Source organism: Frankia sp. Hr75.2, assembly GCF_949319125.1.
GTDB classification, from domain to species: domain Bacteria; phylum Actinomycetota; class Actinomycetes; order Frankiales; family Frankiaceae; genus Parafrankia; species Parafrankia soli.
Genome location: NZ_CASGGV010000222.1, coordinates 98,454 through 123,334, shown reverse-complemented (window position 1 = coordinate 123,334; position 24,881 = coordinate 98,454). Strand labels below are relative to the sequence as shown.

Here is a 24,881-nt window from a genome sequence, read left to right as displayed (position 1 = left end):
TGGTCAGGCGCTTTTCTTCTTGGTACCCCGGGTCGCGCCCCCACGTCCGCGCAGCGTCGTGCCCGACTCTGACAGGATCCGGTGGACGAACCCGTACGAACGACCCGACGACTCGGCAAGCAGGCGAATGCTCTGTCCGGACTCGTACTTCTTCCGAAGTTCGGCAGCGAGCTTGTCCCGCTCCGCCCCGGTGATCCGGGTTCCTTTCCTAAGCTCGGCCAATGTGGCCCCCTCCGTGTTCGATGATCTGCGAACCGATCTTCACCCAGCTTCGGTGTCCGCGCCACTCGAAGCCCGTGTGATCCATCACACGCGATGGTGCAGTCGCCGGGACAACCTCGCACGCGTCCGAGGCGCACGCCGACGAGCCGACTCCGAGCAGTCACATAGCCCCTGACCTGCTACAGCGCGCCCGAAGCCCGAGTTCGACGACACAGCGGCCAGTCTTGCGGCCGGCTGGGATCCGATCGGGCAGGGGCTCCCGCGCGGCGCGTCGAACATCGTCACCGACGGTACATCCGTCTCGGCTCCCCCGCGGGGATCCGCGGGCCGCCGGGACTGGTTACGGTGCATGCATGGTCAACGGCCGGCCGACGAGGGCGGCGCCCTCACCGGCGCGGCTCACACCCAGCGCCCGGCAGGAACCCACGCGGCACATCCGTACACGCAAGGTGACCGGAACGCTGCCCCGTCGCGCCCCGGCCCTGTCCGCGCTGCGGGCCGAGGGGGTCGATGTCGGGCTCTGGTGCGCGGCGGCCGGGTTCGGCCTGCTCCTCAGCGGGCTCATCGCCGCCACCGACGTGGACCTCGGCTCCGCCGCGCCGTTCCCGGTCGGCTGGCGTACGCCCCACCTGGCGCCGGCGACGCTGCTCCCGGTGCTCGTGGCGATCGTCACCCTGGCGCTCGCCCGCCGGGCCATCCGCGCCCGCTGGCCGCTCCTGCTCCTGTTCGGCTTCGCCGGATCACTGTGCTGGAGCCTTGCCCTGGCCGCGGCGGCCGGCCCGGGCCTCACCGATGGCCTGCGCCCGCCTCCGGTGTACCTGACCGCCGCCGGCGCCGTCGGCGACGACCCGCTCAGCTACCTCGCCGGCTGGGTCGCCCAGTCCGTCGACGGGCCGGTGTCCGCGGCACAGGCCGGCGCGACGGACCTGCCGCGGGCGCCCTCCAGCCTGCCCACAAGCCATCCGCCCGGCCCTGTGCTGCTCGTGTGGGGGCTGGACCAGCTCGGGCTCGGCGACCTCGCCGACGGGGCTGACGGGGCCGGGAGTGCGGTGCCGCTCGGGCTGGCGCTGACGGCGCTGACCGCGCTGGGCGTCCCGCTGGTCGCGGTCGCGGTGCGCTCGCTGTGCCACGAGACGGCGGCGCGCCGGACCATCCCGGTGCTCGTGCTGACGCCGTGGGCGCTGTGGGCCGCCGCGTCGCCGCGGGCCGTCGCCATCCTGCCGGCGGCGGCGGCGGTCGCCGTGGGGGTGCTCGGGTGCGAGCCGGGCCGGCGATGGCGGCTGTCGTGGGCGCTGCTGTCGGGCCTGCTGCTGGGGGTGAGCGGCCTGTTCGACTACGCCGTGGTGTGGCTGGGCGTCGCCGTCGCGGCCGCGTACTTCGTCCGGCGCCAGCCGCTGATGAACGTGTTCACCGGACTCGGCGCGCTGCTCCCGCTCTGGCTGTTCTTCGCCTGGGGCTTCTCCTGGCCGGACGGCCTCACCCAGGCCCGGGTCGACACCGGGCCCGCCACGATGCTGGCCTGGCTCGCCCTGGACGCCGTCGTGGTGCTGCTGGCCGGCGGGCCGGTGCTGGTCCGCGCGCTGCGCCGGATCCGGCTGACCCCCGGTTGGCCGTTCCTGGTCGGCGCCGGCGCCGCGGTGCTGTTCAGCCTGTGCGCGGGGCTGGCCTGGGGTGGGGTGGAGCTGGCCTGGCTGCCGCTGGCGCCGTGGCTGGCGGTGGCGGCGCTGGCCCCGCGCCCCCGCCCGGACGGACCGGGCGACACGGTGCGTGCGGGTGACCTTCCAGGCCTGCTGATCGGGACGGGCGCCCTCGCCGCCATCGTCCTGCGGGTCTTCCTCGGGAACGGCTGAGCTGCGCGGCCCCGGCCGGAGAACGCGCCCGAATGCCTCGTGACCCAGGCGGACTCGGCGACCAGGCGGACTCGGCGATCAGGCGGACTCGGCGATCAGGCGGACTCGGCGGCGGCGGGCGGCACCGGCTGGGCCACCTCGCCCCGCGGCATGTCGGGTTCGAGGTAGACCCGGCGCGCGGTGGGCACGGCGTCGCGCAGCAGCGCCTCGGCCTCGTCGATGGCGGCGGCGACCTGGGCCATGGTCAGATCCGGGTCAAGCCCGATCTTGGCCGCGACCAGCAGCTCGTCCGGGCCGAGGTGCAGGGTCCGCATGTGGATCACGGTGGTGACCGCCGGCGCCGAGCTCAGCGCCTGCCGGATCACCTCGATGGTCTGCGGGGTGGCGGCCTCCCCGACCAGCATCCCGTAGGTCTCCATCGCGACGATCACGGCGACGGCCAGCAGCAGGATGCCGATCGCGAGGGTGCCGGCGCCGTCCCAGAGCGGTTCGTCGAGCAGCAGCGTCAGGCCGACCCCGGCGAGGGCGAGCAGCAGGCCGCACAGCGCGGCCAGGTCCTCCAGCAGGACGACCGGCAGCTCCGGGGAGCGCGCGTCCCGGATGAAGCGCCACCACGACCCCGAGCCCTTGAGATGCCTCGACTCCTTGATGGCCGTCCGGAACGAGAAACTCTCGAGCACGATCGCGACGGCGAGGACCACGATCGCCACCACGCCACTCTCCAGCTCGTGGGGGTGGCGCAGCTTCTCCACGCCCTCGTAGACGGAGAACAGCCCGCCGACGCTGAACAGCACGATGCCGACGAGGAAGCCCGCGATGTAGCGGGAACGCCCGTAGCCGAAGGGGTGCTCCTCGTCCGCCGGCTGGCTGGCGTTGCGCTGCCCGAGCAGGAGCAGCGCCTGGTTGCTCGAGTCGGCGACGGAGTGGATCGACTCGGCGAGCATGGACGACGAGCGGGTGAAGAGGAACGCCACGAACTTCGCGACCGCGATGCCCAGGTTCGCGAGCAGTGCCGCCACGACTGCCTTGGTGCCGCCTTCTGTGCTCACGTGCTCCCGCTCTCGTCCCGTGTTCTGTCTCCCGCGCGCCGATGGGCGCCCGGACCGAGGGCCCAGTGTGTCAAGGTGGCCACCTCCGGGCGCCGCCGGGTACTCCCGTGGTATCAGGCCAGGGTGACGAGATCGGCGAGGTCGGGCGACCAGGTGTCCTCGACGCCGTCCGGCAGCATCAGGACCTTGTCGGGGCTCAGTGCCTCGACCGCGCCCGGGTCGTGCGTGACGAGGACAACCGAGCCCCGGTAGGTGCGCAGCGCGCTCAGGACCTCGCCGCGCGACGCCGGGTCGAGGTTGTTCGTCGGCTCGTCGAGCAGCAGCACGTTCGCCGAGCTGCAGACCAGGCCAGCCAGGGCCAGCCGGGTCTTCTCACCGCCGGAGAGCGTCTCGGCGAGCTGTTCGACCGCGTCCCCCCCGAACAGGAATGCGCCCAGGATGCGACGCAGGTCGACGTCGGAGGCGGTGGGCGCCGCGGCGCGCATGTTGTCGAGCACCGTGCGGGAGGTGTCGAGCGTCTCGTGTTCCTGCGCGTAGTACCCCAGGCGCAGGCCGTGCCCCGGGTGCACCTCGCCGGCGTCCGGGGTCTCCTGGCCGGCGAGCATGCGCAGCAGCGTCGTCTTGCCGGCGCCGTTGAGGCCCAGGACCACGACCCGGGTGCCGCGGTCGATCGCCAGGTCGACGCCGGTGAACACCTCCAGCGAGCCGTAGGACTTCGACAGGCCGGTGGCGGTCAGCGGCGTGCGGCCGCACGGAGCCGGATCGGGGAAGCGCAGCTTGGCGACCCGGTCGGCGACCCGGACCTCGGCGAGGCCGGAGGCGAGGCGCTCCGCGCGGCGGTCCATCTGGTGTGCCGCGCGCGCCTTGGTGGCCTTCGCCCGCATCTTGTCGGCCTGCGCCCGCAACGAGTCGATCTTCTTCTCCGCGTTGGCCCGCTCCCGCCGCCGGCGGCGCTCGTCCTGATCGCGCTGGGTGAGATAGGTCTTCCAGTTGACGTTGTAGACGTCGAGCGCGGCGCGGTTGGCGTCGAGATGGAAAACCTTGTTCACACTCTTGTCCAGCAGGTCGACGTCGTGGCTGATGACGATCAGGCCGCCGGAATGGGCGCGCAGGAAGTCACGCAGCCAGGTGATCGAGTCGGCGTCGAGGTGGTTGGTCGGCTCGTCGAGCAGCAGTGTCGCGTCGGAGTTCCCCGAACCGGCGAACAGGATCCGGGCCAGCTCGACGCGGCGGCGCTGGCCGCCCGAGAGCGTTCCGATCTGCTGGCCGAGAACCCGGTCGGGCAGGCCGAGCGAGGAGCAGATCCGCGCCGCCTCCGCCTCGGCGGCGTACCCGCCGAGCATCCCGAACCGCTCCTCCAGCCGGCCGTAGCGACGCACCGCGGTGTCGCGGGCCGTCTCGTCGACGAACTCGGCCATCTCGAGCTGGAGCTTCTCCATCTCGCGCAGGATCACGTCGAGGCCTCGGGCGGCGAGCACGCGGTCGCGGGCGGTGTCGGCGAGGTCGCCGGTGCGCGGGTCCTGCGGCAGGTAGCCGATCTCGCCGCGGATGTCCACCTTGCCGGCGAAGGGCAGGGTCTCCCCCGCGAGCGTCTTCAGCATCGTCGTCTTGCCGGCGCCGTTGCGGCCGACGAGGCCGATACGGTCACCCGGCTGCACCCGGAACGAGACCGGCTCGATCAGTGTGCGGGCTCCGGCGCGGAGCTCGAGCTCGGACACGATGATCATGAGGGTCGGCCTCTTTCGTACATCGGATTCGTGCGCGTATCAGGTGTCAGCGGTTGGCCACCACGACACCGGGGTGCCTGGGAAACGCCCGCCTCACGACGCGGCAGAGGTCATGTCCTCCAGGGTACGGGCCGCGGCACCGCGCCCGACGGGCGTCCCGCGCCGGACGGTCGGTGACTACCGCCGCGCGGGTGCGCCCACCAGGCGTTGCGGGTACGCCTTTCCCAGGTCACGGGCACGAGCCCCGGCTCACGGACGCCTTCGGGCCAGACACGGGGAGGTCACGATGACAACCACGTATCGACAGAACCGGGAGACGCAGCGCCCGAGTTCGCTGTGGTCGGCCCTGGTCATCCTCGGAATCGCGGTCACGGTCCTGGGGTTGCTGCTCATCACCAATCCCTTCACCACCGTCGGCGCGCTGGCCGTCATCGCCGGTGTGGCTCTTCTCGTCTCCGGCATCACCGAGATCGTCTCCGCCGTACGCACCGAGAACAGCAGCTCCGCCATCTTCTTCGGCGCGCTGACCGCCGTCGCCGGCGTGGTGATCCTGCTGTGGCCGGGGGTGACGCTGCACGCGATAGCGCTGATCGTCGGTGCGGCCCTGATCGTCGCGGGGGTGGTCCGGGCACTGCTGGTGCTGGCGAGTCGGAACGGCCAGGCCGGCCGCACCGGCAGCGTGGCCCGTGGCCTGCTGATCGCCGCGCTCGCCGTGGTCCTCGGGGTGCTGGCCCTGGCCTGGCCGTCCTCGACCATGGTGGTGCTCGCGGTGCTGTTCGGCATCCAGCTCGTCGTCACCGGCGTGACCGAGGTGGCACTCGGCCTGGCCCTGCGCCCCTGAGTATCCTGCTCGCCCTTTAATTTCCTTCTCGTCCTCTCCGAGCGAAATCCGCCGCCAGCGACCCCCGAAACGGCGAGGAAGAAACTAAAGGGCGAGTAACTGAGCCGGACTCCCCGGCCAGCCACCGAGGCCAGGACCGTGATGCGCTCGCCGAGCGACGGCAGAAGCCCTCCCCGAGCGACGGCAATGGTCGCCCCGGACTCAGCCCAGGATGCGCTTGCGCCAGAGTTCGACGGCCTCGGGCCGGGCGCCGCGGTCGAGGAACCAGCCCTCCGGGCCCTGCGGGTGCCCGTCGATGATGGTCAGCACCTGCTCGACGGCGGCCACCGAGACCTTGGTGACCTCCTTGTCGACGACCCGGCCGTCGGGGAGGATCGCGTGCCCTCGCAGGCGGCGCAGCACGCCCGGCATGTTCTCGCCGGTAACCAGGTAGTCGGCGACCACCTGCTCCGGGACGACACCGGCCAGGCGCAGGAGGAGGGCGACGACCACGCCCGTGCGGTCCTTGCCGGCCGCGCAGTGCACCAGGAGCGGACCGGGGGCCTCCGCCGCCAGGTCGAGGATCTCCACCAGCCGGGGTGTCGCGATGTCGAGCATCGCGGCGTACAGCGTGCGCAGGCCGCCCGCGAGCGCGTCCGGCGGCAGGGAGTCGCTGACCCGGCCGGTCTCCTCGCCGAGCAGGGGCATCACGTGGATCTCCGAGCCGATCAGCGACAGCGGGTGCGGGGAGCTCCCCCGCTCGACCGCGGAGCGCAGGTCGACCACGGTCGGCGGGGGCCAGGTGAACTCCGCCGCCGGCCGGGCGTCCTCGACCCGGTGCATCTCGCTGCGGTACAGCACGCCCGTGTTGGTGACGCGGCCGTCCGCGGTGGTCATGCCGCCGACGTCGCGCAGGTTGGCGAGCCGTTCCGTGGCGAGATCTTCTGTTCCCATCCGATGTCCTCCCGAGAGCGCGGTGCACGCAGGGTCCCGGCTGCCTCCGTCGGGCGGGTGGCCGGGCCGGGCGGGCCATGCCCGACACAGCGACGGCCACGGCGAGGACCAGACCGGACCTGGCCGTACCGGTCCTTACAGGGCCGGGCCAGGCCCAGACCGGACGGCCCCGACCGGCCAGGCCAGGTCAGGCCCTGGCCTCGGTGTCATCGCCGCGCGTGCGGACCCACGCCATCCTCGCCGAAGAGGCCGACCTCATGCGGGGCGATTACCCCCACACCGGGCGGCGGCTCGGCGACGGAGGTCGGCCCGGCGACGGACGCTGACTTGGCGACGGGCGTCGCTCGCCCGGCCCGCCGGGCCCGGGACGGGCCGGCGGTGGCCGGCGGACCGGCAGCGGCGGCTGCCTCCTCCGGGTCGACGTCGACGGGGTCGACGAGGTGACGGCCGGTGTTGCGGACGCTGCCGACCTCGGGTGAGACCGGGTGCGCGGCGAACACCCCGGCCGGAGCGGGCCGCAGGATCCCGGCGAGCGCCTCGGGATCCCGCAGCGTCGGGTCGATCCACCGGGACCAGGCCGGGCGCGGCACCACGACGGGTGACCGGTCGTGGATGAACTCGGTGCCCGCGGCCGCGTCGGTGGTGAGAATCGTGAACGTGGTCAGCGGCTGCTCGCCCTTCGACCAGACCTCGTAGAGCCCGGCGAAGGCGAACAGGCCGTCGGCCCCCGGGTGGCCGGCCGGATGGATGTAGTAGGGCTGGCCGCGGCGCGAGCCGCCGGGCCGCCGCCACTCGTAGAAGCCGGTGGCGGGAACGAGGCACCGGCGGGCGGCGAACGCAGCGCGAAACGCCGGCTTGGACGCGACCGACTCGGCGCGGGCGTTGATCAGGCGGCTGCCGATCGCCGGGTCCTTCGCCCAGAACGGGACCAGACCCCAGGTGGCCAGCCGCAGGACCCGCCCACCGCCCGCGGCCTGCGGCCCGCCGCCCCCGCCTGTCTCACCAACCTCGCCGCTTTCGCCGGCCCCGCCGGTGCCAACGCCAGCCGCCGGCTCACCGTGCCCGGTGCCGCCCGGTGGCCGACGCGCGACGACGATCGGCATCACCGTGGTCGGGGCGACGTTGTAGCTCTCCGTCACCCGGCCGCCCGTCTCGTCCGCCGCGGACATCGCCGCGGCGAGATCGTCGGCGCTCAGAGTCTGGGTATACCTGCCGCACATGTCTGAGCAGTCTTCCAGCTCCCACCGACACTTCCGGCCAACCAGCACCGGCCCCCGCCGACGGGCGATCAGAAGGGCCGTCCAGAAGGGCCGTCCAGGAGAGCCGTCCACGAAGGCCGTCCAGGAAGACCGGCCAGGAAGACCGGCCAGGAAGGGTCGCCGGGAGGATCAGACGACGAGCGCGGCCGCCGCGGTCGCCAGGCAGCCCAGCGAGAGCAGTCCGAACGCGCCGACCCAGAAGGCACCCGGCAGTCCGGTGAGGCGGGCGAGCTGGTCCGGGTCGGAGTCCCTGGCGCGCCGCTGCCGCCGCTGCCGCTGGACCTCGATGATCGGCCGCACCGCCCCGAGCAGCAGGAACCAGGTCGCGTAGGCGGCGAAGCCGGCCTGGACGTCGTCCGCCGCGAACCACGAGATCCCGAGCACGACGACGGTGCTGACCAGCACCGACACGACACCGAAGGCGTTGCGGACGACCACCAGCATGACCAGCAGCAGCGCGACGAGGATCTGCAGGAGCAGGCTGATCCGCCCGGTGGCGAGCAGGCCGGAGGCGCCCAGTCCGAGCAGCGACGGCGTCGTGTAGCCGGCGGCGACGGTCAGGATGACCCCGGGCCCGGTCGGCCGGCCCGAGGACACCGTGACGCCGGAGGTGTCGGAGTGCAGGCGCACCCCGGCCAGGCGGCGGCCGGTGGCGACCGCGGCGAGGGCGTGCCCGCCCTCGTGCGCGATCGTCACGACGTGACGGGCGGTCGGCCAGGTGCGGCCGCTCGCCACAGTGAGCAGCGCGACGACCCCCGTGAGGACGAGGATCCAGTGCGCGGGGGCCGGCTGCGCGTCGAGGCTCCGGCTCAGCAGATCGGACGTGGCTGCCCCTCTCCTCGTCGCCGGTGGATCGTCGCCGGCGGACGGACGGTACGCCGCCACGATCGTCCCGCATGAGCCGCCCGGGTCCAACGCCCCGGTATGGCATCGTCCGTCGGCTCGCCGACAGCACGGAGCCGGGCGGGGCGCGGCCGGACGGGGCATCCGGTAAATGCACGACTCGCGCCGCCCCGTGGCGCACGATGGGTCCGCGCACGCCGGGTGGCGGGCGGCGGGCGGCGGGCGGCGGACCGCGAGGCACCGATCTGACGGCATACCGATCTGGGGAGGATTCGCGGCATGGCGGAGTACGTGTACCGACCGGTCATCCATACGGCGCTGGGGCTCTTCCGCGCGTTGCGCCTGCGGCTGGACATACGTGGCGAGGAGAACGTGCCGGCCGGCGGCGGGGCCATCGTGCTGATCAACCACGTCTCCTACCTGGACTTCGCGCTCGCCGGGGTTCCCTTCTGGCACGCGCGGCGGCGCATGGTCCGGTTCATGGCCAAGAAGCAGGTGTTCGACCACCGCGTCAGCGGGCCGCTGATGCGTGGGATGCACCACATCCCGGTCGACCGGGCGGCCGGGGCCGGCTCGCTGATCGCGGCGGTGCGCGCGCTGCGCGAGGGCGAGCTCGTCGGGGTGTTCCCCGAGGCCACGATCAGCCCGAGCTACTGCCTGGCGCCGTTCAAGTCGGGCGCCGCCCGGATCGCCGCCGAGGCCGAGGTGCCGGTGATCCCCCTGGTGCTCTGGGGCAGCCAGCGGATCCTGACCAAGGGCCGCCCCCGCAACCTGCGCGCGGCTGTCGGCACGCCGGTCTCGATCACGGTCGGCAAGCCCATCCCGTACTCGGAGCTGCCGGATGCCCGGACCGGCACCGCGCTGCTGGAGCTCCGGATGGGCGAGCTGCTCGACGACGCGCAGCGCCGCTACCCCGCGCCCCCGCCGGGTGAGTCCCCCTGGTGGCTGCCCGCCCATCTCGGCGGGTCGGCGCCCGAGCCCCCCGCCCGTCCCGCCGGCTGACCCGCGGCCGGCTGCGGAAGAATCGTGGACGGACCCGCAGCACGGACCGGAGGACAGACGTGAGCGACCCCGTGACCGGTCAGGTCACCGACGAGGTGACGGACGAGCAGTTCGTGGACGGGCTGCCCAAGGTGGAGCTGCACGTCCACCTGGAGGGCTCGATGCTGCCGGCGACCCTGCTGCGGCTCGCCCGCCGCCACGGCGTCGACCATCTGCCGACCGACCTGGACGCCCTGCGGGCCTACTACGAGTTCCGCGACTTCGACCACTTCATCGAGGTCTACCTGGCCGCCGTCCAGGTCCTGCGGGACGAGGAGGACTTCCGCCTGCTCGCCCGGGAGACCGCGCTCGGGCTGGCCGCGCAGCGGGTGCGCTACGCGGAGATCACCTTCACGCCCTTCCTGCACGTCCAGCGCGGCATCGACCCCGCGGTCGTGTTCGCCGGTGTGGAGGCGGGCCGGCTCGACGCGGAGCGCGAGGCCGGCATCCAGGTGCGCTGGATCACCGACATCCCCGGCCTGCCGGGGACGGACAACGTCACCTCCGGCGAGCGCACCCTGGAGCTGGCCCTGGCCCACGGCGGCGAGGGTGTGATCGCGCTGGGCCTGGGCGGGCCCGAGGTCGGGGTGCCGCGGCCCCAGTTCGGCCCGGTCTTCACCGCGGCACGGGACGCCGGCCTGCACTGCGTCCCGCACGCGGGCGAGACGACCGGGCCCCGGACCATCTGGGACTCGCTCGAGTACCTGCACGCGGAGCGGATCGGGCACGGAACCAGCGCGCTGGGCGACCCCGCGCTGGTCGAGCACCTGCGCCGGCACCGCATCCCGCTGGAGGTCTCCCCCACCTCGAACCTGTGCACCGGGGCCGTAGCCAGCTACGGGGTGCACCCGCTGCCGGAGATGATCGCGCAGGGCCTCCAGGTGAACCTGAACAGCGACGACCCGCCCATGTTCAACACGACGCTGCGCGCGGAGTACCTGCACGCGCTGCGCTCGCTCGGGCTCTCCCGGCAGCAGGTGTTCGACGTGGCCGCCGCGGCGGTGGAGCACTCCTTCCTGCCGGCGGACGGCAAGGAGCGGCTGCGGGCCGAGTTCACCGCGGCCGCGGCGGATCTCGGCGTCCGTCCCGCGGCCCCCGCGGGGAGCTGAGCAGGCCCCGCCGGGGCCTGGCACGCGCTGGCGGAACCCGGACAGGCGTTGCGGGAACGGGCGTCCCGCGTTTATGGGGTGGGCCCACGGGTACCGCAGCCGACGTCGTTGGTGATCAGCCGATTCGTACGGAGGTCACGCCGTGTCGGCGCTGGGATGGTTCCTGCTGGTCCTCGTTCTCGTAATCCTGGGCGTGGTCCTCCTTGGCGTGCTCGGGGGTGCCCGGCTGGCCCCGGGCGGTTCCGGCCGGGCGCTGCGCAGTCGTTTCGGGCCGGAGTACGACCGTGCGGTGGAACACAGCGGCGGGGATCGCCGCGCGGCCGAACGCAGGCTCGCCGAGGTGGCCCGGCGGCGCGACGAGCTTGACCTCCAGCCGCTCGACGAGCCCGCCCGCGCCGGGTATCTCACCCGCTGGGACGCCGTCCAGGCGCGGTTCGTCGACGACCCCGCCGGCTCCGCCCGCCAGGCGGACCGGCTCGTCGTCGAGGTGATGCGCGCCCGGGGCTACCCGGAGTCGACCTTTGACGAGCGGGCCGACCTGATCTCCGCCGAGCGGCCCGAGCTGGTCGCCCCCTACCGGGACGCGCACGCCCACGCCGAGGCCCCGGCGGGCGGCCCCGACACCGACGGCCCCGACACCGAGGAACTGCGCACCGCCCTGGTCCAGCTGCGCGGGCTCTTCGGATGGCTGGTCACCGGCGAGACTGAGCCGCGGGACCAGGACGCCCAGAGCTCCCCGGCCCTGGCCGGGCCCCCGCGGCAGCGCACCTGACCGCTCGGACGTCCCCCGCCGCCGGCAACGGCACCGGGCGGGCCTGGCGCACGACTCGGCCGAGACTCCAAGGCAGGAGGACCCGCAATGAACACATCCGACGCACGCGAGCCCGAGATGGCACCGCCATCCGGGAAGCGGACCACCGACGGCGGCCCGTCCGCCCGTCCCGCCCCCGGCCCGGCCGGCGCGCCCACGGCCCAGGCGGACCGAACGGCCAGGGTGGACCAGGCGGACGACCGGGCTGCCCCTGCGGCTTCGGCGCTGCCGGGCACGGCGGCGGAGCCGGACGCCTCGGCGTACGCCCTGGTCGGCGACGAGCCGGGGTTCACCATCGGGACGAGCGGCCCCGCGGCACCGCCGGACGCCGTCCGGGACAAGCCGGGCGACGGTGATCCGGCCAGGGCCGGCCGCCCGACCCCTGCCGGCTCGGCACCTGGCGGCCCGGCATCAGCCGGCTCGGCGTCCGCTGGCCCGGCAGGTGCCGGGCCGACGGCCACCGAGGCCACCTCGTCCGGCGAGCCGGAAGGCGCGTGGCGGCAGGTCCTGATCGACTTCGTCGACCATCCCCGCCAGGCGGTCGAGAAGGCCGACCGGCTGGTGGACGAGGCGGTCCGGTCGCTGACCGACCGGATCAGCCGGGAGCACTCGGGGCTGCGCTCTGCCTGGCACGACCACGGTGAGCCGTCGACCGAGGACCTGCGCAAGGCGCTGCGCGGCTACCGGGAGTTCTTCGAGAAGATCCTCAGCTCCCGCTGACCCGCGGGTCAGCGGGCGCTGGCCGGGGGCTGGCCGGTCCTCAGGGGCGTTCGGCGTCGAGGCCGCGGGGCGCCCCGACGGAGCGGCCGGCCAGGTCGAGCTCGCGCAGCTGCTCCTCAGCGGTCTGCTCCACCCGGCGCATGGTCGCCCGCAGGATCGGCGGCGTCATGATCGACGTCACGACCGCCACCAGGACGATCACGGTGTACGTCGCGGTGGAGAGGACGCCGAGGCGCAGGCCCGTCCCGGCCACGACGATCTCGATGACGCCGCGGGCGTTCAGGCCCGCGCCCAGCGAGAGCGCCTCCCAGTGCCCCAGCCGGCTCGCGCGGGCACCGATGTAGGCACCGGCGAACTTGCCCAGGATCGCGAGTCCGAGGATCACGACGGCGGCGAGCGCCACCTCCGGCCGGGTCAGCGCGGTCAGGTCGATGCGCAGCCCGGCGGACGCGAAGAAGATCGGCGCGAGCACGCCCATGACCATCAGGCGGAGCGGTTCGAGCCGCCGGATGTCCAGAGTCGGCGTGGACCCGAGCAGGATGCCGGCGATGAACGCGCCGAGGATCGCCTCCAGTTTGAGAGCGTGCGTCCCGGCGGCCGCGGCGAGGATGAAGACGACCGCCACCGCGATACCGGAACCCGATCCGGTGCCGCCGGTGTCAGCCGTTTCAGCCGTTTCAGCGGACGGCCTGGCAAGGCCGCCGGCGGCGACGGCCAGCCGGGCGAGCGGGCGGCCGACAACGAACGCCGCGGCGACGACACCGATCACGCTGAGCACCGGCCACGCGATGTCGCCGCCGCGCACCCCCGTTGTCGCCATCGCGGAGACCACCGACAGCAACGACCAGCCGACCGCGTCGTCAACCGTGGCGGAGGCGAGGATGAGCTGGCCGACGTTGCGGTGCAGCAGCCGCATGTCGTGCAGGATCTTGGCCGCAACGGGGATCGCGCTGACCCCCATGGCCACCCCGAGGAACAGCGCGAACTCCCCGCGGTCGGCGCCGTCCGCCAGCAGCGACTCCGGCAGGAGCAGGCCCGCGCCGATCCCGAGCCCGACCGGCAGCACGAGGCCGGCGATGCTGATCCGCGCGGCGGTGGCTCCCCGCCGACGGACCATCCGCATGTCCATCTCGATGCCGGTGAGGCCCACCAGGAGGATCACGCCGATCTGCCCCAGCGCGTCGAGCAGGTGCATCTGGTCGGGCTCGGCGGGCAGCAGCCAACCCGAGAACTCGGACGCGACCGCCCCGAGCAGCGACGGGCCGACCACCACGCCCGCGAGCAGTTCGCCGACCACGGAGGGCAGCCCGAGTCGGATGGCGAGACGACCGAGCCCCAGCGCGAGGCACAACAGGACGGTCACCTGAAGAAGAAAAATGAGCAATGAATGATGGGACAACGAGGCCACCGGGGCCGCTGTCACGAATGACGTCTCCGTCGCGTTCACTGCGCCAGCCCTCGCCGCCACGTAGTCGTTTCAGCTCGCCGTCCACCGGGTGAATCAGGTGCGACGAGGTTAGCGCCCAGCCGAAGATCCCGGGCCCGACTGACAAGAATCGGGACCTCCGGGAAGGCGGTGATGGCTTTCGGTTCGGGCTTGCCGCTTCAGCCCGCCGAAACGCGATCGGGCAACGCATCGACCTCCGACGCAGCGGGCGCAACGGCCTGTGGCGAAGCGACCGCTGGCACGGCGGCCGCGGCGCCGCCCCCGCCATAGCGGGCGACGAGCCGCGCGCGCCGCGCGGGGTCGAGATTGGCCCGGGTCACGTCACCGCCGTAGTGCGCGGCGACCCTCGGATCCATGACTCGGAACCAGAACCGGGGGAACAGCGATGCGACGATCATCGAGCCGTATCCGGCGGGAAGCTGCGGAGCCGAGGCGAAGGACCGCAGCGACTGGTAGCGCACGGTGGGGTGCGCGTGATGATCGCTGTGCCGGGGCAGGTGGTACAGCGCGAGATTGCTGATGACGTCGTCGCTGTTCCAGCTGTGCCGTGGGTCGACCTTCTCGTACCGGCCGGCCGCGGTCCACTCCCGCGCCAGCCCGTAATGCTCGATGTAGTTGACCGACTCCAGCAGGGAGAAGCCGACGACCGCCTGCAGTACGAGGAAGGCGAGCACCGCCGGCCCGAACGCCACCGCGAGAACCCCGAACAGCACCGCCGTGTAGCACCAGGCGGAAAGCACCTCGTTGCGCGGTGACCAGGGCGAACGACCACGCAGACGCAGCCGGGCCGCCTCGAGCGCCCAGGCCGACCGCAGGCTGCCGACGACCGTGCGCGGCCAGAACCGCCAGAAGCTCTCCCCCATCCGGGCGCTGGCCGGATCCCGCGGCGTAGCGACGTGGACGTGATGGCCCCGGTTGTGCTCCACGTAGAAGTGCCCGTAGGCGGCGGGCGCCAGCATGGCCTTCGCGAGCCGGCGCTCGACCCGGGCGCGCTTGTGGCCCAGCTCGTGCGCGGTGTTGATACCGATCCCGGTGACCGTGCCGAGCGCGAGGACGACCGCCACCCGCTCGATCACCGACAGGTCGCCGCGCGTCCACGCCCAGCAGCCCATGAGCAGCGCGACACCGGCGAGCGGCAGATAGAGGTAGGTGCACCAGCGGTAGTAGCGGTCGGCGTCCAGCGCCTCGCGGGTTCCCTCCGGGGCGCCGACCGGGTCCTTCGGGGTCGTCGCGTCGAGTACGGGCAGCAGCACGAACACGAAGGCGGGTGTGAGCCACCAGGGCAGGCCCGAGCCGGTGCGGTGCCAGAGCCCGAACGAGACGATCGGCAGCAGCGGCGGCAGCAGCGCCGTCAGCCACATGTAACGCTTGCCGTCGCGCCAGGCGACCCCGCCCGGGCCGACGAGCACTGGCGCCGTCATCTGCCGCCCTCCCAGCCTGCCGGGCCCGCCTGCCCAGGACCCGGCCTCGTCCGCCCGAGCAGTGTCACATCCACCACCGACAGGAACAATCGACCCAGGTGGAAGGCACCCGGCAGCCACCGGCGGTTCACCGACCGGTCCCGCCGGGACACCCCGGCGGTGCAGACTGGCACCGTGAGGCCGCAGAGCGAACCGCCGTCCAGCCCGACGTCCAGCCCGACGCCCGGACCGACGGCCGGACCGACGGCCGTGCCGGTGGGTGCCGTGCCGGAGGTGGCACGGCACGGGTCGATGACCGATGCTCCGCCGTGGATCGGCGGTGTCACGATCGGCACGCTGTTCCTCTCGGCGGCCGTCCTCATCACTTACACGCTCCTCCCACTGCCCGGGCAGGAGTCCCTCGGTGATCTGAACTACGTCGTCGCCGGGCTACTCTTCGCCGGCCACATCACCTTCACCCGCCTCTACCGCACCCGGCTGGCCCGCCCGGCCAGCGGAAGCTCGCCCCACCGGCCGGGCCACGACCCCGACGGAGCGGGCCCACCAGCCAAGCCAAGCCGACCGGAGCCCTCCGACGCCCCGGCCGAGTGACGCAGGCGACGCGTGCGAGGCGATTTCGGCCGGCCTGCGGGCTGAGACGATGCGTCGGTGTCCGCCCTGGTCGTCGTACTTGTCGGCCTTGTCGCCGGGGTGGTGGCGCAGCGCTCGTTCCAGCTCCCTGACGACGCCCCGCGGGCGCTCAACATCTGGCTGCTCGACGTCGCCCTGCCCGCGCTGACCCTGCACGTGCTGCACGGCGTGGAGATCCCGTCGAACGTCGCGATCGTTGTGGCCGCCCCGTACCTTCTGTTCGCCGTCACCGTGCTGATCTACCTGGCGGCGGCACGGCTGATGCGGCTGCCGCGGGAGGTCGTGGTCGCGCTGGTGGCCGCGACCGCGGTGGCGAACACCTCGTTCGTCGGCATCCCGATGGTCACGGCGTTCTTCGGCGAGCAGTGGGTACCCGTCGCGCTGCTCGCCGACCAGTTCGGCTCCTCCCTGCTGCTGAACACCGTCGTGCTGGTGCTGGTGACGGCCACCGCGGGTGCCGCGTCGACGCCGCTGGCGGTGGCCCGCAGGGCGTTGGCGCGTCCCTCACTCATCGCCCTGGTGCTGGCGCTGGCGCTGCGCCCGGTGGGCTTCCCCGCCTGGCTGGACGAGGCCCTGGCCTCGATCGGGGCAACGCTCACCCCGCTGGCCCTGTTCTCGGTGGGCCTGCAGCTGCGGCTGCCGGCCGTCCGCCGGTGGCGGCGTGAGCTGGCCCTGGGGCTGGTGGTGAAGCTGGCCGTGGCGCCGGTCGTGGTCCTGGGCTGCTACGCGCTCGCGGACGCGCTCACCGACCCGGACGTCCTCACCGACCCGAACGTCAGGGTGGCGTTGTTCGAGACCGCCATGCCGCCGATGGTCGCCGGGGCGATCATCGCCAACCGGCACGGCCTGGCGCCGCCGCTGCCGAGCCTGCTCGTCGGGGTGGGCGCTCCGCTGTCGGTACTCACCCTCGCGGTCTGGTCACTCCCGCTACACCCGTAACACCAGATCACCGGATGGGCGCAAGCAACTACAAGGGCGTCCTATAGTTGGATAGGGGGGCTATCCAGAGGTCGCAGCCGCCGCACGGGCAGACGAGACTCCTCCACGGGCGGCAGCACGCGGCGGTCGCCTGGAGGCGGCGTCGCCCCGAGACCGCTGTCCCCCGGGGACGGCGGTCCGCCGGGCGGCCGCACCGCGCACGGCGCCAGACACGAGCAGCACGAGAACGGAGGCGGCCACGTGGCCGAGACCCAGGCGGAGCAGGTACAGACCCCGAGCGAGAGCCCGGTGGCCGGCGAGATCCGGCGGATCGGCGTCGTCGGATGCGGTCTGATGGGCTCCGGAATCGCCGAGGCGTGCGCCCGGGCGGGACTCGACGTCCTGGTCCGGGAGGTCGACGCCGGCGCTGTCGAGGCCGGCCGCCGCCGGATCACCGCCTCACTGGACCGCGGCACCCGCAACGGCAAGCTCCAGGAGGCCGACCGGGACGCGGCGCTGGCCCGCCTGTCGTTCACCACCGACCTCGGCGACTTCGCCGACCGCCAGTTCACCGTCGAGGCCATCGCCGAGAACGAGCAGGCCAAGACCGAGATCTTCGCCGCCCTCGACAAGGTCGTCGCCGACGACTCCGCGATCTTCGCCTCGAACACGTCATCCATCCCGATCATGAAGCTCGGGATGGCCACCAACCGGCCGGACCAGGTCCTCGGCGTGCACTTCTTCAACCCGGTGCCGGTGATGCGGCTGGTGGAGCTCGTCCCGTCGCTGCTCACCTCGGAGCGGGCCCTCGCCCGCGCCCAGGAGTTCGTGACCACCGCGCTGCACAAGGAGGTCATCCGCTCGCAGGACCGCGCCGGTTTCGTGGTGAACGCGCTGCTCGTGCCCTACCTGCTCTCGGCCATCCGGATGCAGGAGTCCGGCTTCGCCTCCGCGGAGGACATCGACCTCGGCATGGTGCTCGGCTGCGCCCACCCGATGGGACCGCTGCGGCTGATCGACCTGATCGGGCTCGACACGGTGAAGGCCGTCGCCGAGTCGATGTACGAGGAGTTCAAGGAGCCGCTGTACTCGCCGCCGCCGCTGCTGCTGCGGATGGTGGACGCCGGCCTGCTCGGGAAGAAGACCGGGCGCGGCTTCCACAGCTACGCCTGAACCACCTGACCATCGCCAGGACCAGCTAGGACGAGGACGGCACGGACGTGGACCCGAACTTCGACACCTACCGGCTCACCGACACCCACGTCGCCGTGCGCGAGGCGGTGCGCGATCTCGCCGAGAAGGAGATCGCCCCGTTCGCCGCCGACGCCGACGAGAACGAGCGCTATCCCGTCGAGGCCCACAACGCGTTGGTCCGCTCCGGGTTCAGCGCCGTACACATCCCGGAGAGCTACGGCGGCCAGGGCGCCGACTCGGTGACGACCTGCATCGTCATCGAGGAGGTGGCCCGGGTCTGCGCCTCCTCGTCCCTCATTCCGGCGGTCAACAAGCTCGGCACCATGCCGATCCTGCTGTCCGGCTCGGAGGATCTGAAGAAGCTGGTCCTGCCCTCCATCACCAGCGGGGAGGCGACCGCCTCCTACGCGCTCTCGGAGCGGGAGGCCGGCTCCGACACCGCGTCCATGCGCACCCGGGCGCACCTCGACGGCGACCACTGGGTCCTCAACGGCACGAAGACCTGGATCACCAACGCCGGCGAGTCCCTCTGGTACACCGTCATGGCCGTGACCGACCCGAACGCGGCGAAGCCGGCCAACGGCATCTCGGCGTTCGTCGTCCGGGCCGACGACCCCGGCTTCGAGGTCGGCTCGAAGGAGCGCAAACTCGGCATCAAGGGCTCCCCCACCCGAGAGATCCACTTCGTCAACTGCACGATCCCCGCCGACCGCATCATCGGCGAGCCCGGCACCGGCCTGCGCACCGCCCTGGCCACCCTCGACCACACCCGGCCCACGATCGGCGCCCAGGCCGTCGGCATCGCCCAGGGCGCGCTGGACGCGGCGATCGGCTATGTCCGCGAGCGCCGCCAGTTCGGCCGCGCGATCGCCGACAACCAGGCCGTCCAGTTCATGCTCGCCGACATGGCGATGAAGATCGAGGCCGCCCGGCACATGGTGTACGTGGCCGCGGCCCGCGCCGAGCGCGGCGAGCCGAACCTCGGCTTCATCACGGCCGCGGCGAAGTGCTTCGCCTCGGACGTCGCCATGGAGGTGACCACCGACGCCGTCCAGCTCTTCGGCGGCGCCGGCTACACCCGCGACTTCCCGGTCGAGCGGATGATGCGCGACGCGAAGATCACCCAGATCTACGAGGGCACCAACCAGATCCAGCGCGTCGTCATGTCCCGCGCCCTGCTCAAGGGCTGACGAACCCGCGTTTCCCTGGCAGCAGCCATGATCCGGGCCACCCACCGATCAAGGGTAGGCGATCCGACTCCCCCGGCAGCCACCTACCACCGGCTGACCATGGCACGGTCAACGCACTCACCCCCGAGCGAATGTATATAGCGCAGTGTGGATAAATGCTTGCTATGAGCATCAGCGGGGGGCGCGGGGAGGCACAACGCCCGTTCTGGCTGATAGCTGGCGGCGCAGCCGTGGCCGTCGGCTGGGCGGCTGGTCGTGCTCGGCGAGCCCGGGGCTGGCAAGACGGTCCTGCTGGTGCGGTTCGTCCTGGACCTGATCGGCCGCCGCCAGGCCGGCGAGCCGGTGCCGTTGCTGGTCCCGCTGGCCTCCTGGATCCCCGACTGGCAAAGCCTGTACGGCTGGCTGGAAGACCAGATCCTGCTTGAGTACCCCCACCTGTCCGCCGTCGATGCGGCCACCGGTGACACCCGGGCTGGAGCGCTGCTGCGCGCCGGGCTGATCCTGCCGGTCCTCGACGGGCTGGACGAGATCCGCGCCGGCGGCACCGACCAGGCTCTCGCCTCGATCAACGACGAACTCCCCGGCGACATCGGGCTCGTGCTGAGCTGCCGCACCGACGAGTTCCGCGCAGCCGTGCGTCCCGACCCCGACCAGCGGCCGATCCACCTCGACGGCGCCGCCGGCATCCACGTCCTCCCCCTCACCTCGACGGCGATCAGGGGCTATCTGCTGGCCGGTGCCGGCAGTGACGGCCCACTCCGATGGGCACCAGCCCTGACCGCTCTGGCTGACCCGACCTCGTCCGTCGCCCAGGCGCTCACCACCCCGCTGACCGCCTTCCTCGCCAGCACCGTCTACAACCCCTGGCCCTGGGAATCCAGGGTGGGCCTACCCGATCCCTCCGACCTGTGCGCCCTGCCCACCGCGGCCGCCGTCGAACAACACCTGCTCGCCGGGTTCATCCCCGCCGCCTACCGGCCACACCCCGACCGGCCGACCCGCTGGACCATCAAGCAGGCCACCCGCTACCTGGCCTTCCTCGGCCATCACCTCGAACACCGCCTGCACACCACCAGCCTCGCCTGGTGGGAGATCCCCGGCGCGACCCCCGGCACCTACCGGATCCTCACGGTCGGCATCACGGGCGGGCTCGCGACCGGGCTCACGGACGGGCCTCCGGCCGGGCTCACGGTCGGGCTGATGTGCGGGCTCACGGTCGGGCTCGTGGGCTGGGTCGGGCTCGACGCCCCTGTGAATACACAATCGAGCGTCGAACCCAGGTACACCCTGAGCCAGGACCGCGCGAGCGCCCTCGTGAACGGACTCGCGTTCACACTGGCGGGCGGGCTCGCGGTCGGGCTCGCGTTCGTGCTCCTGGTCGGATTCATGGCCGGACTCGCGATCGTGCCCCCATTCATGATCGCGATCGCCCTCGCGCTCGGACTCGCGGCCGGGCTCTCGGGCGGACTCGCGATCGGGCTCGCGTCAGCATGGGGACGACTTGGGCTGGCCCGACCATGGCTGGCCGCACGCGGCCAGCAACCCCTGCGCCTCGTCACTTTCCTCGAAGACGCCCACGCCCGCGGCGTCCTGTGCCGGGCCGGCGCGGTGTGGGAGTTCCGCCACGCCGACCTCCAGCGCTACCTCGCCGGCCCGCCCTGAGGCGCGCACCCCGGCCGGAGGCTTCGCCGCGGTCCGGATGGCCCGCGCCCGGTGGCCCCGGTCGGCTGCCCTGATTGTCGGCCTGATGAAGGGATGGCACTTTGGCGTGTCACGGGCGTTGCGCCCGGTGGACCCGCTAAAGTCCACCGGTGCTGATCATTGGGGTCCTGGTCGTCGGGGTTGAGCTGCTGTGATGGGGCAGACGCACGTGCTGAGCGGAGCGGTGGTCTGGTTGGCCGCCGTGCCGGTCCTCTCGCGGGAGGAGTGGCTGGGGTCGTACGCGCTGTCGCTGTCGTCCCAACAGGTGATCGCCGGCGCGGTGGTGGCCGCGGGCGCCGGGCTGCTGCCCGACATCGACCATCCCTCCGGCCGGATCGCGAACACCCTCGGGCCCGTCACCAAGATCCTGTGCCGCTGGGTGGGCCGGGCCTCCGGCGGGCACCGGCACGCCACCCACTCCCTGCTGTTCGCCGCCGCCATGGGTGTGGCCATGGGGCTGCTGGCCACCCATTTCCAGTACGGCTGGTGGGCGGCGCTGTACATCCTCGTGGGCTTCGGGCTGCGCGGCCTCGGCCTGGACTTCGAGGGCCACCCTTTCTGGTCCGGGCTGAAGGACTGCGCGGCAGCCGGGGCCGCCATCTACCTCATGCACGGCCTCGACATGAGCTTCGCCGGTTACGCCGTCGCCATCGGCTGTATCGCCCACCTGCTCGGGGACTGCCTGACCCCCAGGGGCTGCCTCCTGCTCTGGCCGGTGAACTGGCGGATGGAGACCGTCCTGGTCCCCAGAACGGACGGCCGGGTCGAGCGCCTGGTGGTGGTTCCGCTGCTCACCTGCGCGGCCGTCGTCCTGACGGCCCGGGTCCTGATCGGCGATCATCCGATCAGTTGGCTCAGCTGACCCGCCCGCGACCGAATCCCGCGCGCCGCGAGGGGCGCGGGACTACGCCTTCCCGGACGCGCACCGAACCGCCAACCGGACAAGCCCGGCGAATTCCGCCGGTGCCGTGCGATGGGCGAAGTGGTCGCCAGGAAAAGTCACGAGCTCGACGTCACGCACCACCGCGCTCAGGTGCTGCTGCATCACGACGACGGGGAAGCTCTCACTGAAGCCGTACACGACGGGAATCTCCAGCGCGGCGATGTCGTACGGCGGTGTCGGCGCCCGGGCCGACCGTTCCTCCGTGACGAACGCGCGGGCCTGCGGCCGGAGCCGAAGCCGCGCCTCGGCGCTCATCGCGTCGTATTTCGCCCCGAGCATCAGGCGCATGCCCGCGTCCTCAGGGTCCTCGCTCCACAGCATCTGCCGCATGCGCCGGTCGTCCCACCCCGGCACCCACGCCATCACCGTCTCGTAGAGCACCACGGCCGCGACGCTCTCCGGCGCCCGCACCGCGGCCCCGGCGGCGATGACCCCGCCGAACGAATGGCCGACGACGACCGCGCGGCGGCCGTCCAGAACCGCGACGAGATCCTCGATGTGGCCGTTCACGTCCACCGGTGCGCCGGTCGCGTTCGTCGACGTCCCGTAACCGCGGCGGTCGTACCAGCGCATGCGGCACTGGGACGCGAGCAGGTCGACCACCCGGGAGAACGAGCGCCCGCTGTCGAGAACACCGTGCACGAACACCACGAGCGCCTCGCCCTCGCCAGCCTCCGTCACGGCCAGGTCCACGACAAGGACAGTAGTAGGCCTGGTGCCGACGCCGCGGCGGCGGTGCACCCGCACGTGCGCCGCCGACCAGGAACATCCCGGCTGGCCGCCAGGCCGGACGCACCGGCCCATCGGAACGGCTGGCTATGGTGAGTGCCGTGAACCTGGACGAGGCCGAATGCCGCGTTCGCTTCGCGGCGGCACGGGTCGCCCGCCTGGCAACGGCCGGCGTGGACGGCCAGCCGCATCTGGTACCGGTGACGTTCACCCTGGACGACGATCAGGTCGCCATCGCCGTCGATCACAAACCGAAGCGCTCGACGGCCCTACGGCGGCTGGCGAACATCGCCGCCAACCCACGAGTCAGCCTCCTCGTAGACCAGTACACAGACGACTGGGACGGCCTGTGGTGGGTTCGGGCGGATGGCCGCGCACGAGTTGTCACGGACGGCGACGAAGGGGTGAAGCGGGCAGTGGCGATCCACCACCTGGCGGCAAAGTACGACCAGTACCAGGCCGTCACCCCGACCGGGCCAATTGTTTTCGTCCAGATCGAGAAATGGCAGGGTTGGGCGTTCACAGCCCGCCAGAGGGTCCAAGGAGTCGATGGCTCGCCGGAGACGTAGGCGTCCCCGCGAGGAACCCCGCCCCGGCACTGTGGAGAGCCAGGTACTCCCTCGCGGGGGGGACGCGGTTCCGACTAGCCTTCGATCATGGTTGAGCCGTGGGAGGCAGGCGGCGGCAGGTCGCCGGTCGTGGCCCCCGAACACCTTCTGGCCCCTCGCCGGCAGATCGAGGCCGCGGTTGCCGCGGCCCTGGCCGAGCTGCCACCCCATGACCGGTGGATCACGGTGACCGTCGAGGACCCGGACGGCGACGACCTGGCCTACGCGCTGGCGCTGGTGGTGCGGGACCGGACGACCGCGGCCGAGGTCGCCGCGCACCTGGGGGTTCCCGTCACCGAACCCGAGGTCATCGGCTGGGCGAGCGAGTGGGTCGTTTCGGCGCGCTACCGGGGCAGTGCGGCCGGCACATCCGTGAGCCCGACGACCGACCCAGCCGAGCTGGCAGTCGATCTCGCGGACTGGCTGCAGACGTTCCTGGCCGACGACTTCATCTCCGACCCCGTGCCACCGTGCCCTGGCCATCCGCACCCGATGCGGCCGGTGGTACACGAGCGGAAGCCATGGTGGACGTGCCCCCGGGACAGCGGGCTCGTCAGGCCCTGGCCGGCCCAGGTCACCGACCAGAGCTGACGCTCGAAAACGTCGCCCACGAGATCGCGGGCGGCGGACAGCCCAGCAGTCGAGCGATGTCCCACACCCCACAGGTACGAGTACGCGGAACCGCGTCAATCGGTGAGGCGCCGCCGGCCGGCCGACGGCGCCTCGTCGCTTTTCCGCTGAATCCAGACAGCTTCTATCCCGCCGAAATTCGGCAGGCATTCCTAACCCGCTATGCAACCGGAAGGGGCGCGGGAGTCACCGGCGACGGGATAGTGATCACGGTGGGCTGATCCGGCTACTAAACCCCTGCCCACGGGTACTTGTGCTCGTGGTGCTTCGAGTTGTACCAGAGCACCTTCTCGAGAGTAAGCTTGATCTTCTTCTTCACCAGGTCCTTGTAGTGGCGGTCGTAGCCACCGACCGGCTGGTAGGCGGCGGCTACGTCTCCCGCATCGTCCCCGTCTTCCACGTAACCGTCGGACTCGTCACCGTAGGACTCGTCACCGTAGGACTCGTCACCGTCGGACTCGTCACCGTCGGACTCGTCACCGTAGGACGGCCAATCCTTCTTGTCGTGGTGCTTCTTGTCCTTGCCGTCGTACCAGACGACCCGCTCGTAGCTGAAGGCGTCCTTACGCTTCGAGACATCCTTGTGCTTCTTGTCGGGCTTCCCGTGGAGATCACCGGAAGCCAGCGCCGCGTCGGCGACCTCAACCGGGTCGACAGCACCGACCGAGACACCGGGAACCGGCAGCGGGGCGGCGAGATCAGCCTGGTCGTCGGACTCGTCACCGTCGGACTCGTCACCGTAGGACGGCCAATCCTTCTTGTCGTGGTGCTTCTTGTCCTTGCCGTCGTACCAGACGACCCGCTCGTAGCTGATTGCGGTCTTCTCCTTCTTCACCTCCGGCCCGCCCCCCGGCACCAGGGCCTGTGCCGAGGTGGCGCTCGCACCCAGGGTGACGGCAACGGAAACGAGGCCCGATGTGGCTAGAATGGCCGTACGCCGCCCTATTTTGCTTGTCATCTTCTACCTTTCAGAACGATCTTTTGCAGTAGTTCTACGGTCGTCAACCTAGCGGCCCGACCTCCCTTACAGCGGCAGCACAAAAGAGGCGTGTCTCCAGCGAATTA

At 72.2% G+C, this 24,881-nt stretch carries 24 protein-coding genes; 14 read left to right on the top strand and 10 right to left on the bottom strand.

Features of this window, described 5'->3' with window-relative positions; translation table 11 throughout:
• Positions 1-3: 3 nt before the first annotated feature.
• Positions 4-222 carry a helix-turn-helix domain-containing protein gene (locus AC559T_RS16265; protein WP_020459808.1) on the bottom strand — a complete coding sequence of 73 codons (219 nt, stop codon included), beginning with the start codon at positions 220-222 and terminating at the stop codon, positions 4-6.
• Positions 223-575: 353 nt separating this feature from the next.
• On the opposite strand from AC559T_RS16265, the gene AC559T_RS16260 reads away from it, so the two are divergent.
• Positions 576-2,072, top strand: coding sequence for a hypothetical protein (locus AC559T_RS16260; protein ID WP_498869282.1), 1,497 nt, complete (start codon positions 576-578; stop codon positions 2,070-2,072).
• A gap of 95 nt (positions 2,073-2,167) precedes the next feature.
• On the opposite strand, the gene AC559T_RS16255 is transcribed toward AC559T_RS16260, so the two are convergent.
• Together AC559T_RS16255 and AC559T_RS16250 are read right to left on the bottom strand one after the other, a co-directional pair.
• The gene (locus tag AC559T_RS16255) at positions 2,168-3,121 is read right to left on the bottom strand and encodes a cation diffusion facilitator family transporter (protein WP_112104796.1); all 954 of its coding nucleotides are present in this window, start codon (positions 3,119-3,121) and stop codon (positions 2,168-2,170) included.
• A gap of 113 nt (positions 3,122-3,234) precedes the next feature.
• Positions 3,235-4,848: an ABC-F family ATP-binding cassette domain-containing protein gene (locus tag AC559T_RS16250; RefSeq protein WP_071062576.1), complete on the bottom strand. Its 1,614-nt coding sequence runs from the start codon at positions 4,846-4,848 to the stop codon at positions 3,235-3,237.
• Positions 4,849-5,134: 286 nt separating this feature from the next.
• On the opposite strand from AC559T_RS16250, the gene AC559T_RS16245 reads away from it, so the two are divergent.
• Positions 5,135-5,689: an HdeD family acid-resistance protein gene (locus tag AC559T_RS16245; protein ID WP_071062578.1), complete on the top strand. Its 555-nt coding sequence runs from the start codon at positions 5,135-5,137 to the stop codon at positions 5,687-5,689.
• 201 nt (positions 5,690-5,890) lie between these two features.
• On the opposite strand, the gene AC559T_RS16240 is transcribed toward AC559T_RS16245, so the two are convergent.
• The 3 genes from AC559T_RS16240 to AC559T_RS16230 all read right to left on the bottom strand — a co-directional run bounded on the left by AC559T_RS16240 (position 5,891) and on the right by AC559T_RS16230 (position 8,766).
• Positions 5,891-6,622: a tyrosine-protein phosphatase gene (locus tag AC559T_RS16240; RefSeq protein WP_112104795.1), complete on the bottom strand. Its 732-nt coding sequence runs from the start codon at positions 6,620-6,622 to the stop codon at positions 5,891-5,893.
• A 206-nt stretch (positions 6,623-6,828) separates the two neighbouring features.
• Positions 6,829-7,842 carry an SOS response-associated peptidase gene (locus AC559T_RS16235; RefSeq protein ID WP_498869281.1) on the bottom strand — a complete coding sequence of 338 codons (1,014 nt, stop codon included), beginning with the start codon at positions 7,840-7,842 and terminating at the stop codon, positions 6,829-6,831.
• Between the two features lie 168 nt (positions 7,843-8,010).
• Complete coding sequence (locus tag AC559T_RS16230) at positions 8,011-8,766, bottom strand: M50 family metallopeptidase (RefSeq protein WP_020459800.1); 756 nt, start codon at positions 8,764-8,766, stop codon at positions 8,011-8,013.
• A 237-nt stretch (positions 8,767-9,003) separates the two neighbouring features.
• Here AC559T_RS16230 and AC559T_RS16225 point away from each other — a divergent pair, with 237 nt between their 5' ends.
• From AC559T_RS16225 to AC559T_RS16210, 4 genes are all read left to right on the top strand, one after another.
• Positions 9,004-9,726 carry a lysophospholipid acyltransferase family protein gene (locus AC559T_RS16225; protein WP_112105603.1) on the top strand — a complete coding sequence of 241 codons (723 nt, stop codon included), beginning with the start codon at positions 9,004-9,006 and terminating at the stop codon, positions 9,724-9,726.
• Positions 9,727-9,785: 59 nt separating this feature from the next.
• The gene (add, locus tag AC559T_RS16220) at positions 9,786-10,874 is read left to right on the top strand and encodes an adenosine deaminase (RefSeq protein WP_498869280.1); all 1,089 of its coding nucleotides are present in this window, start codon (positions 9,786-9,788) and stop codon (positions 10,872-10,874) included.
• A 142-nt stretch (positions 10,875-11,016) separates the two neighbouring features.
• Positions 11,017-11,646, top strand: coding sequence for a hypothetical protein (locus AC559T_RS16215; RefSeq protein WP_498869279.1), 630 nt, complete (start codon positions 11,017-11,019; stop codon positions 11,644-11,646).
• A gap of 87 nt (positions 11,647-11,733) precedes the next feature.
• Positions 11,734-12,405, top strand: coding sequence for a hypothetical protein (locus AC559T_RS16210; RefSeq protein ID WP_131624616.1), 672 nt, complete (start codon positions 11,734-11,736; stop codon positions 12,403-12,405).
• A 40-nt stretch (positions 12,406-12,445) separates the two neighbouring features.
• On the opposite strand, the gene AC559T_RS16205 is transcribed toward AC559T_RS16210, so the two are convergent.
• On the bottom strand, positions 12,446-13,768 hold the full coding sequence (locus AC559T_RS16205) for a cation:proton antiporter (protein WP_498869278.1): 1,323 nt from the start codon (positions 13,766-13,768) through the stop codon (positions 12,446-12,448).
• Positions 13,769-14,010: 242 nt separating this feature from the next.
• Complete coding sequence (locus AC559T_RS16200) at positions 14,011-15,273, bottom strand: alkane 1-monooxygenase (protein WP_112105599.1); 1,263 nt, start codon at positions 15,271-15,273, stop codon at positions 14,011-14,013.
• A gap of 174 nt (positions 15,274-15,447) precedes the next feature.
• Between AC559T_RS16200 and AC559T_RS16195 the strand changes: the two genes are divergently transcribed.
• The 6 genes from AC559T_RS16195 to AC559T_RS16170 all read left to right on the top strand — a co-directional run bounded on the left by AC559T_RS16195 (position 15,448) and on the right by AC559T_RS16170 (position 21,768).
• Positions 15,448-15,864 (top strand): hypothetical protein, encoded by a 417-nt coding sequence (locus AC559T_RS16195; RefSeq protein WP_498869277.1) that lies wholly within the window; start codon positions 15,448-15,450, stop codon positions 15,862-15,864.
• 57 nt (positions 15,865-15,921) lie between these two features.
• Positions 15,922-16,842 carry an AEC family transporter gene (locus AC559T_RS16190; RefSeq protein ID WP_498869276.1) on the top strand — a complete coding sequence of 307 codons (921 nt, stop codon included), beginning with the start codon at positions 15,922-15,924 and terminating at the stop codon, positions 16,840-16,842.
• Between the two features lie 240 nt (positions 16,843-17,082).
• A complete protein-coding gene (locus tag AC559T_RS16185) occupies positions 17,083-17,994 on the top strand; it encodes a 3-hydroxybutyryl-CoA dehydrogenase (RefSeq protein ID WP_112105596.1) in 912 nt (303 codons plus the stop codon).
• Between the two features lie 47 nt (positions 17,995-18,041).
• Positions 18,042-19,205, top strand: a complete 1,164-nt coding sequence (locus tag AC559T_RS16180) for an acyl-CoA dehydrogenase family protein (protein ID WP_498869275.1) — start codon at positions 18,042-18,044, stop codon at positions 19,203-19,205.
• Between the two features lie 255 nt (positions 19,206-19,460).
• Positions 19,461-20,867, top strand: coding sequence for an NACHT domain-containing protein (locus AC559T_RS16175; protein WP_498869274.1), 1,407 nt, complete (start codon positions 19,461-19,463; stop codon positions 20,865-20,867).
• Between the two features lie 193 nt (positions 20,868-21,060).
• Positions 21,061-21,768 carry a metal-dependent hydrolase gene (locus AC559T_RS16170; RefSeq protein ID WP_498869273.1) on the top strand — a complete coding sequence of 236 codons (708 nt, stop codon included), beginning with the start codon at positions 21,061-21,063 and terminating at the stop codon, positions 21,766-21,768.
• A 42-nt stretch (positions 21,769-21,810) separates the two neighbouring features.
• Here the strand turns inward: AC559T_RS16170 and AC559T_RS16165 are convergent, their stop codons facing one another.
• On the bottom strand, positions 21,811-22,542 hold the full coding sequence (locus AC559T_RS16165) for an alpha/beta fold hydrolase (protein WP_498869272.1): 732 nt from the start codon (positions 22,540-22,542) through the stop codon (positions 21,811-21,813).
• 137 nt (positions 22,543-22,679) lie between these two features.
• Here AC559T_RS16165 and AC559T_RS16160 point away from each other — a divergent pair, with 137 nt between their 5' ends.
• Together AC559T_RS16160 and AC559T_RS16155 are read left to right on the top strand one after the other, a co-directional pair.
• Positions 22,680-23,147: a TIGR03668 family PPOX class F420-dependent oxidoreductase gene (locus tag AC559T_RS16160; RefSeq protein WP_498869271.1), complete on the top strand. Its 468-nt coding sequence runs from the start codon at positions 22,680-22,682 to the stop codon at positions 23,145-23,147.
• An 87-nt stretch (positions 23,148-23,234) separates the two neighbouring features.
• Positions 23,235-23,777: a hypothetical protein gene (locus AC559T_RS16155; RefSeq protein WP_498869270.1), complete on the top strand. Its 543-nt coding sequence runs from the start codon at positions 23,235-23,237 to the stop codon at positions 23,775-23,777.
• 268 nt (positions 23,778-24,045) lie between these two features.
• Here the strand turns inward: AC559T_RS16155 and AC559T_RS16150 are convergent, their stop codons facing one another.
• Positions 24,046-24,651, bottom strand: coding sequence for a hypothetical protein (locus tag AC559T_RS16150; RefSeq protein WP_498869269.1), 606 nt, complete (start codon positions 24,649-24,651; stop codon positions 24,046-24,048).
• Positions 24,652-24,881: the final 230 nt, after the last annotated feature.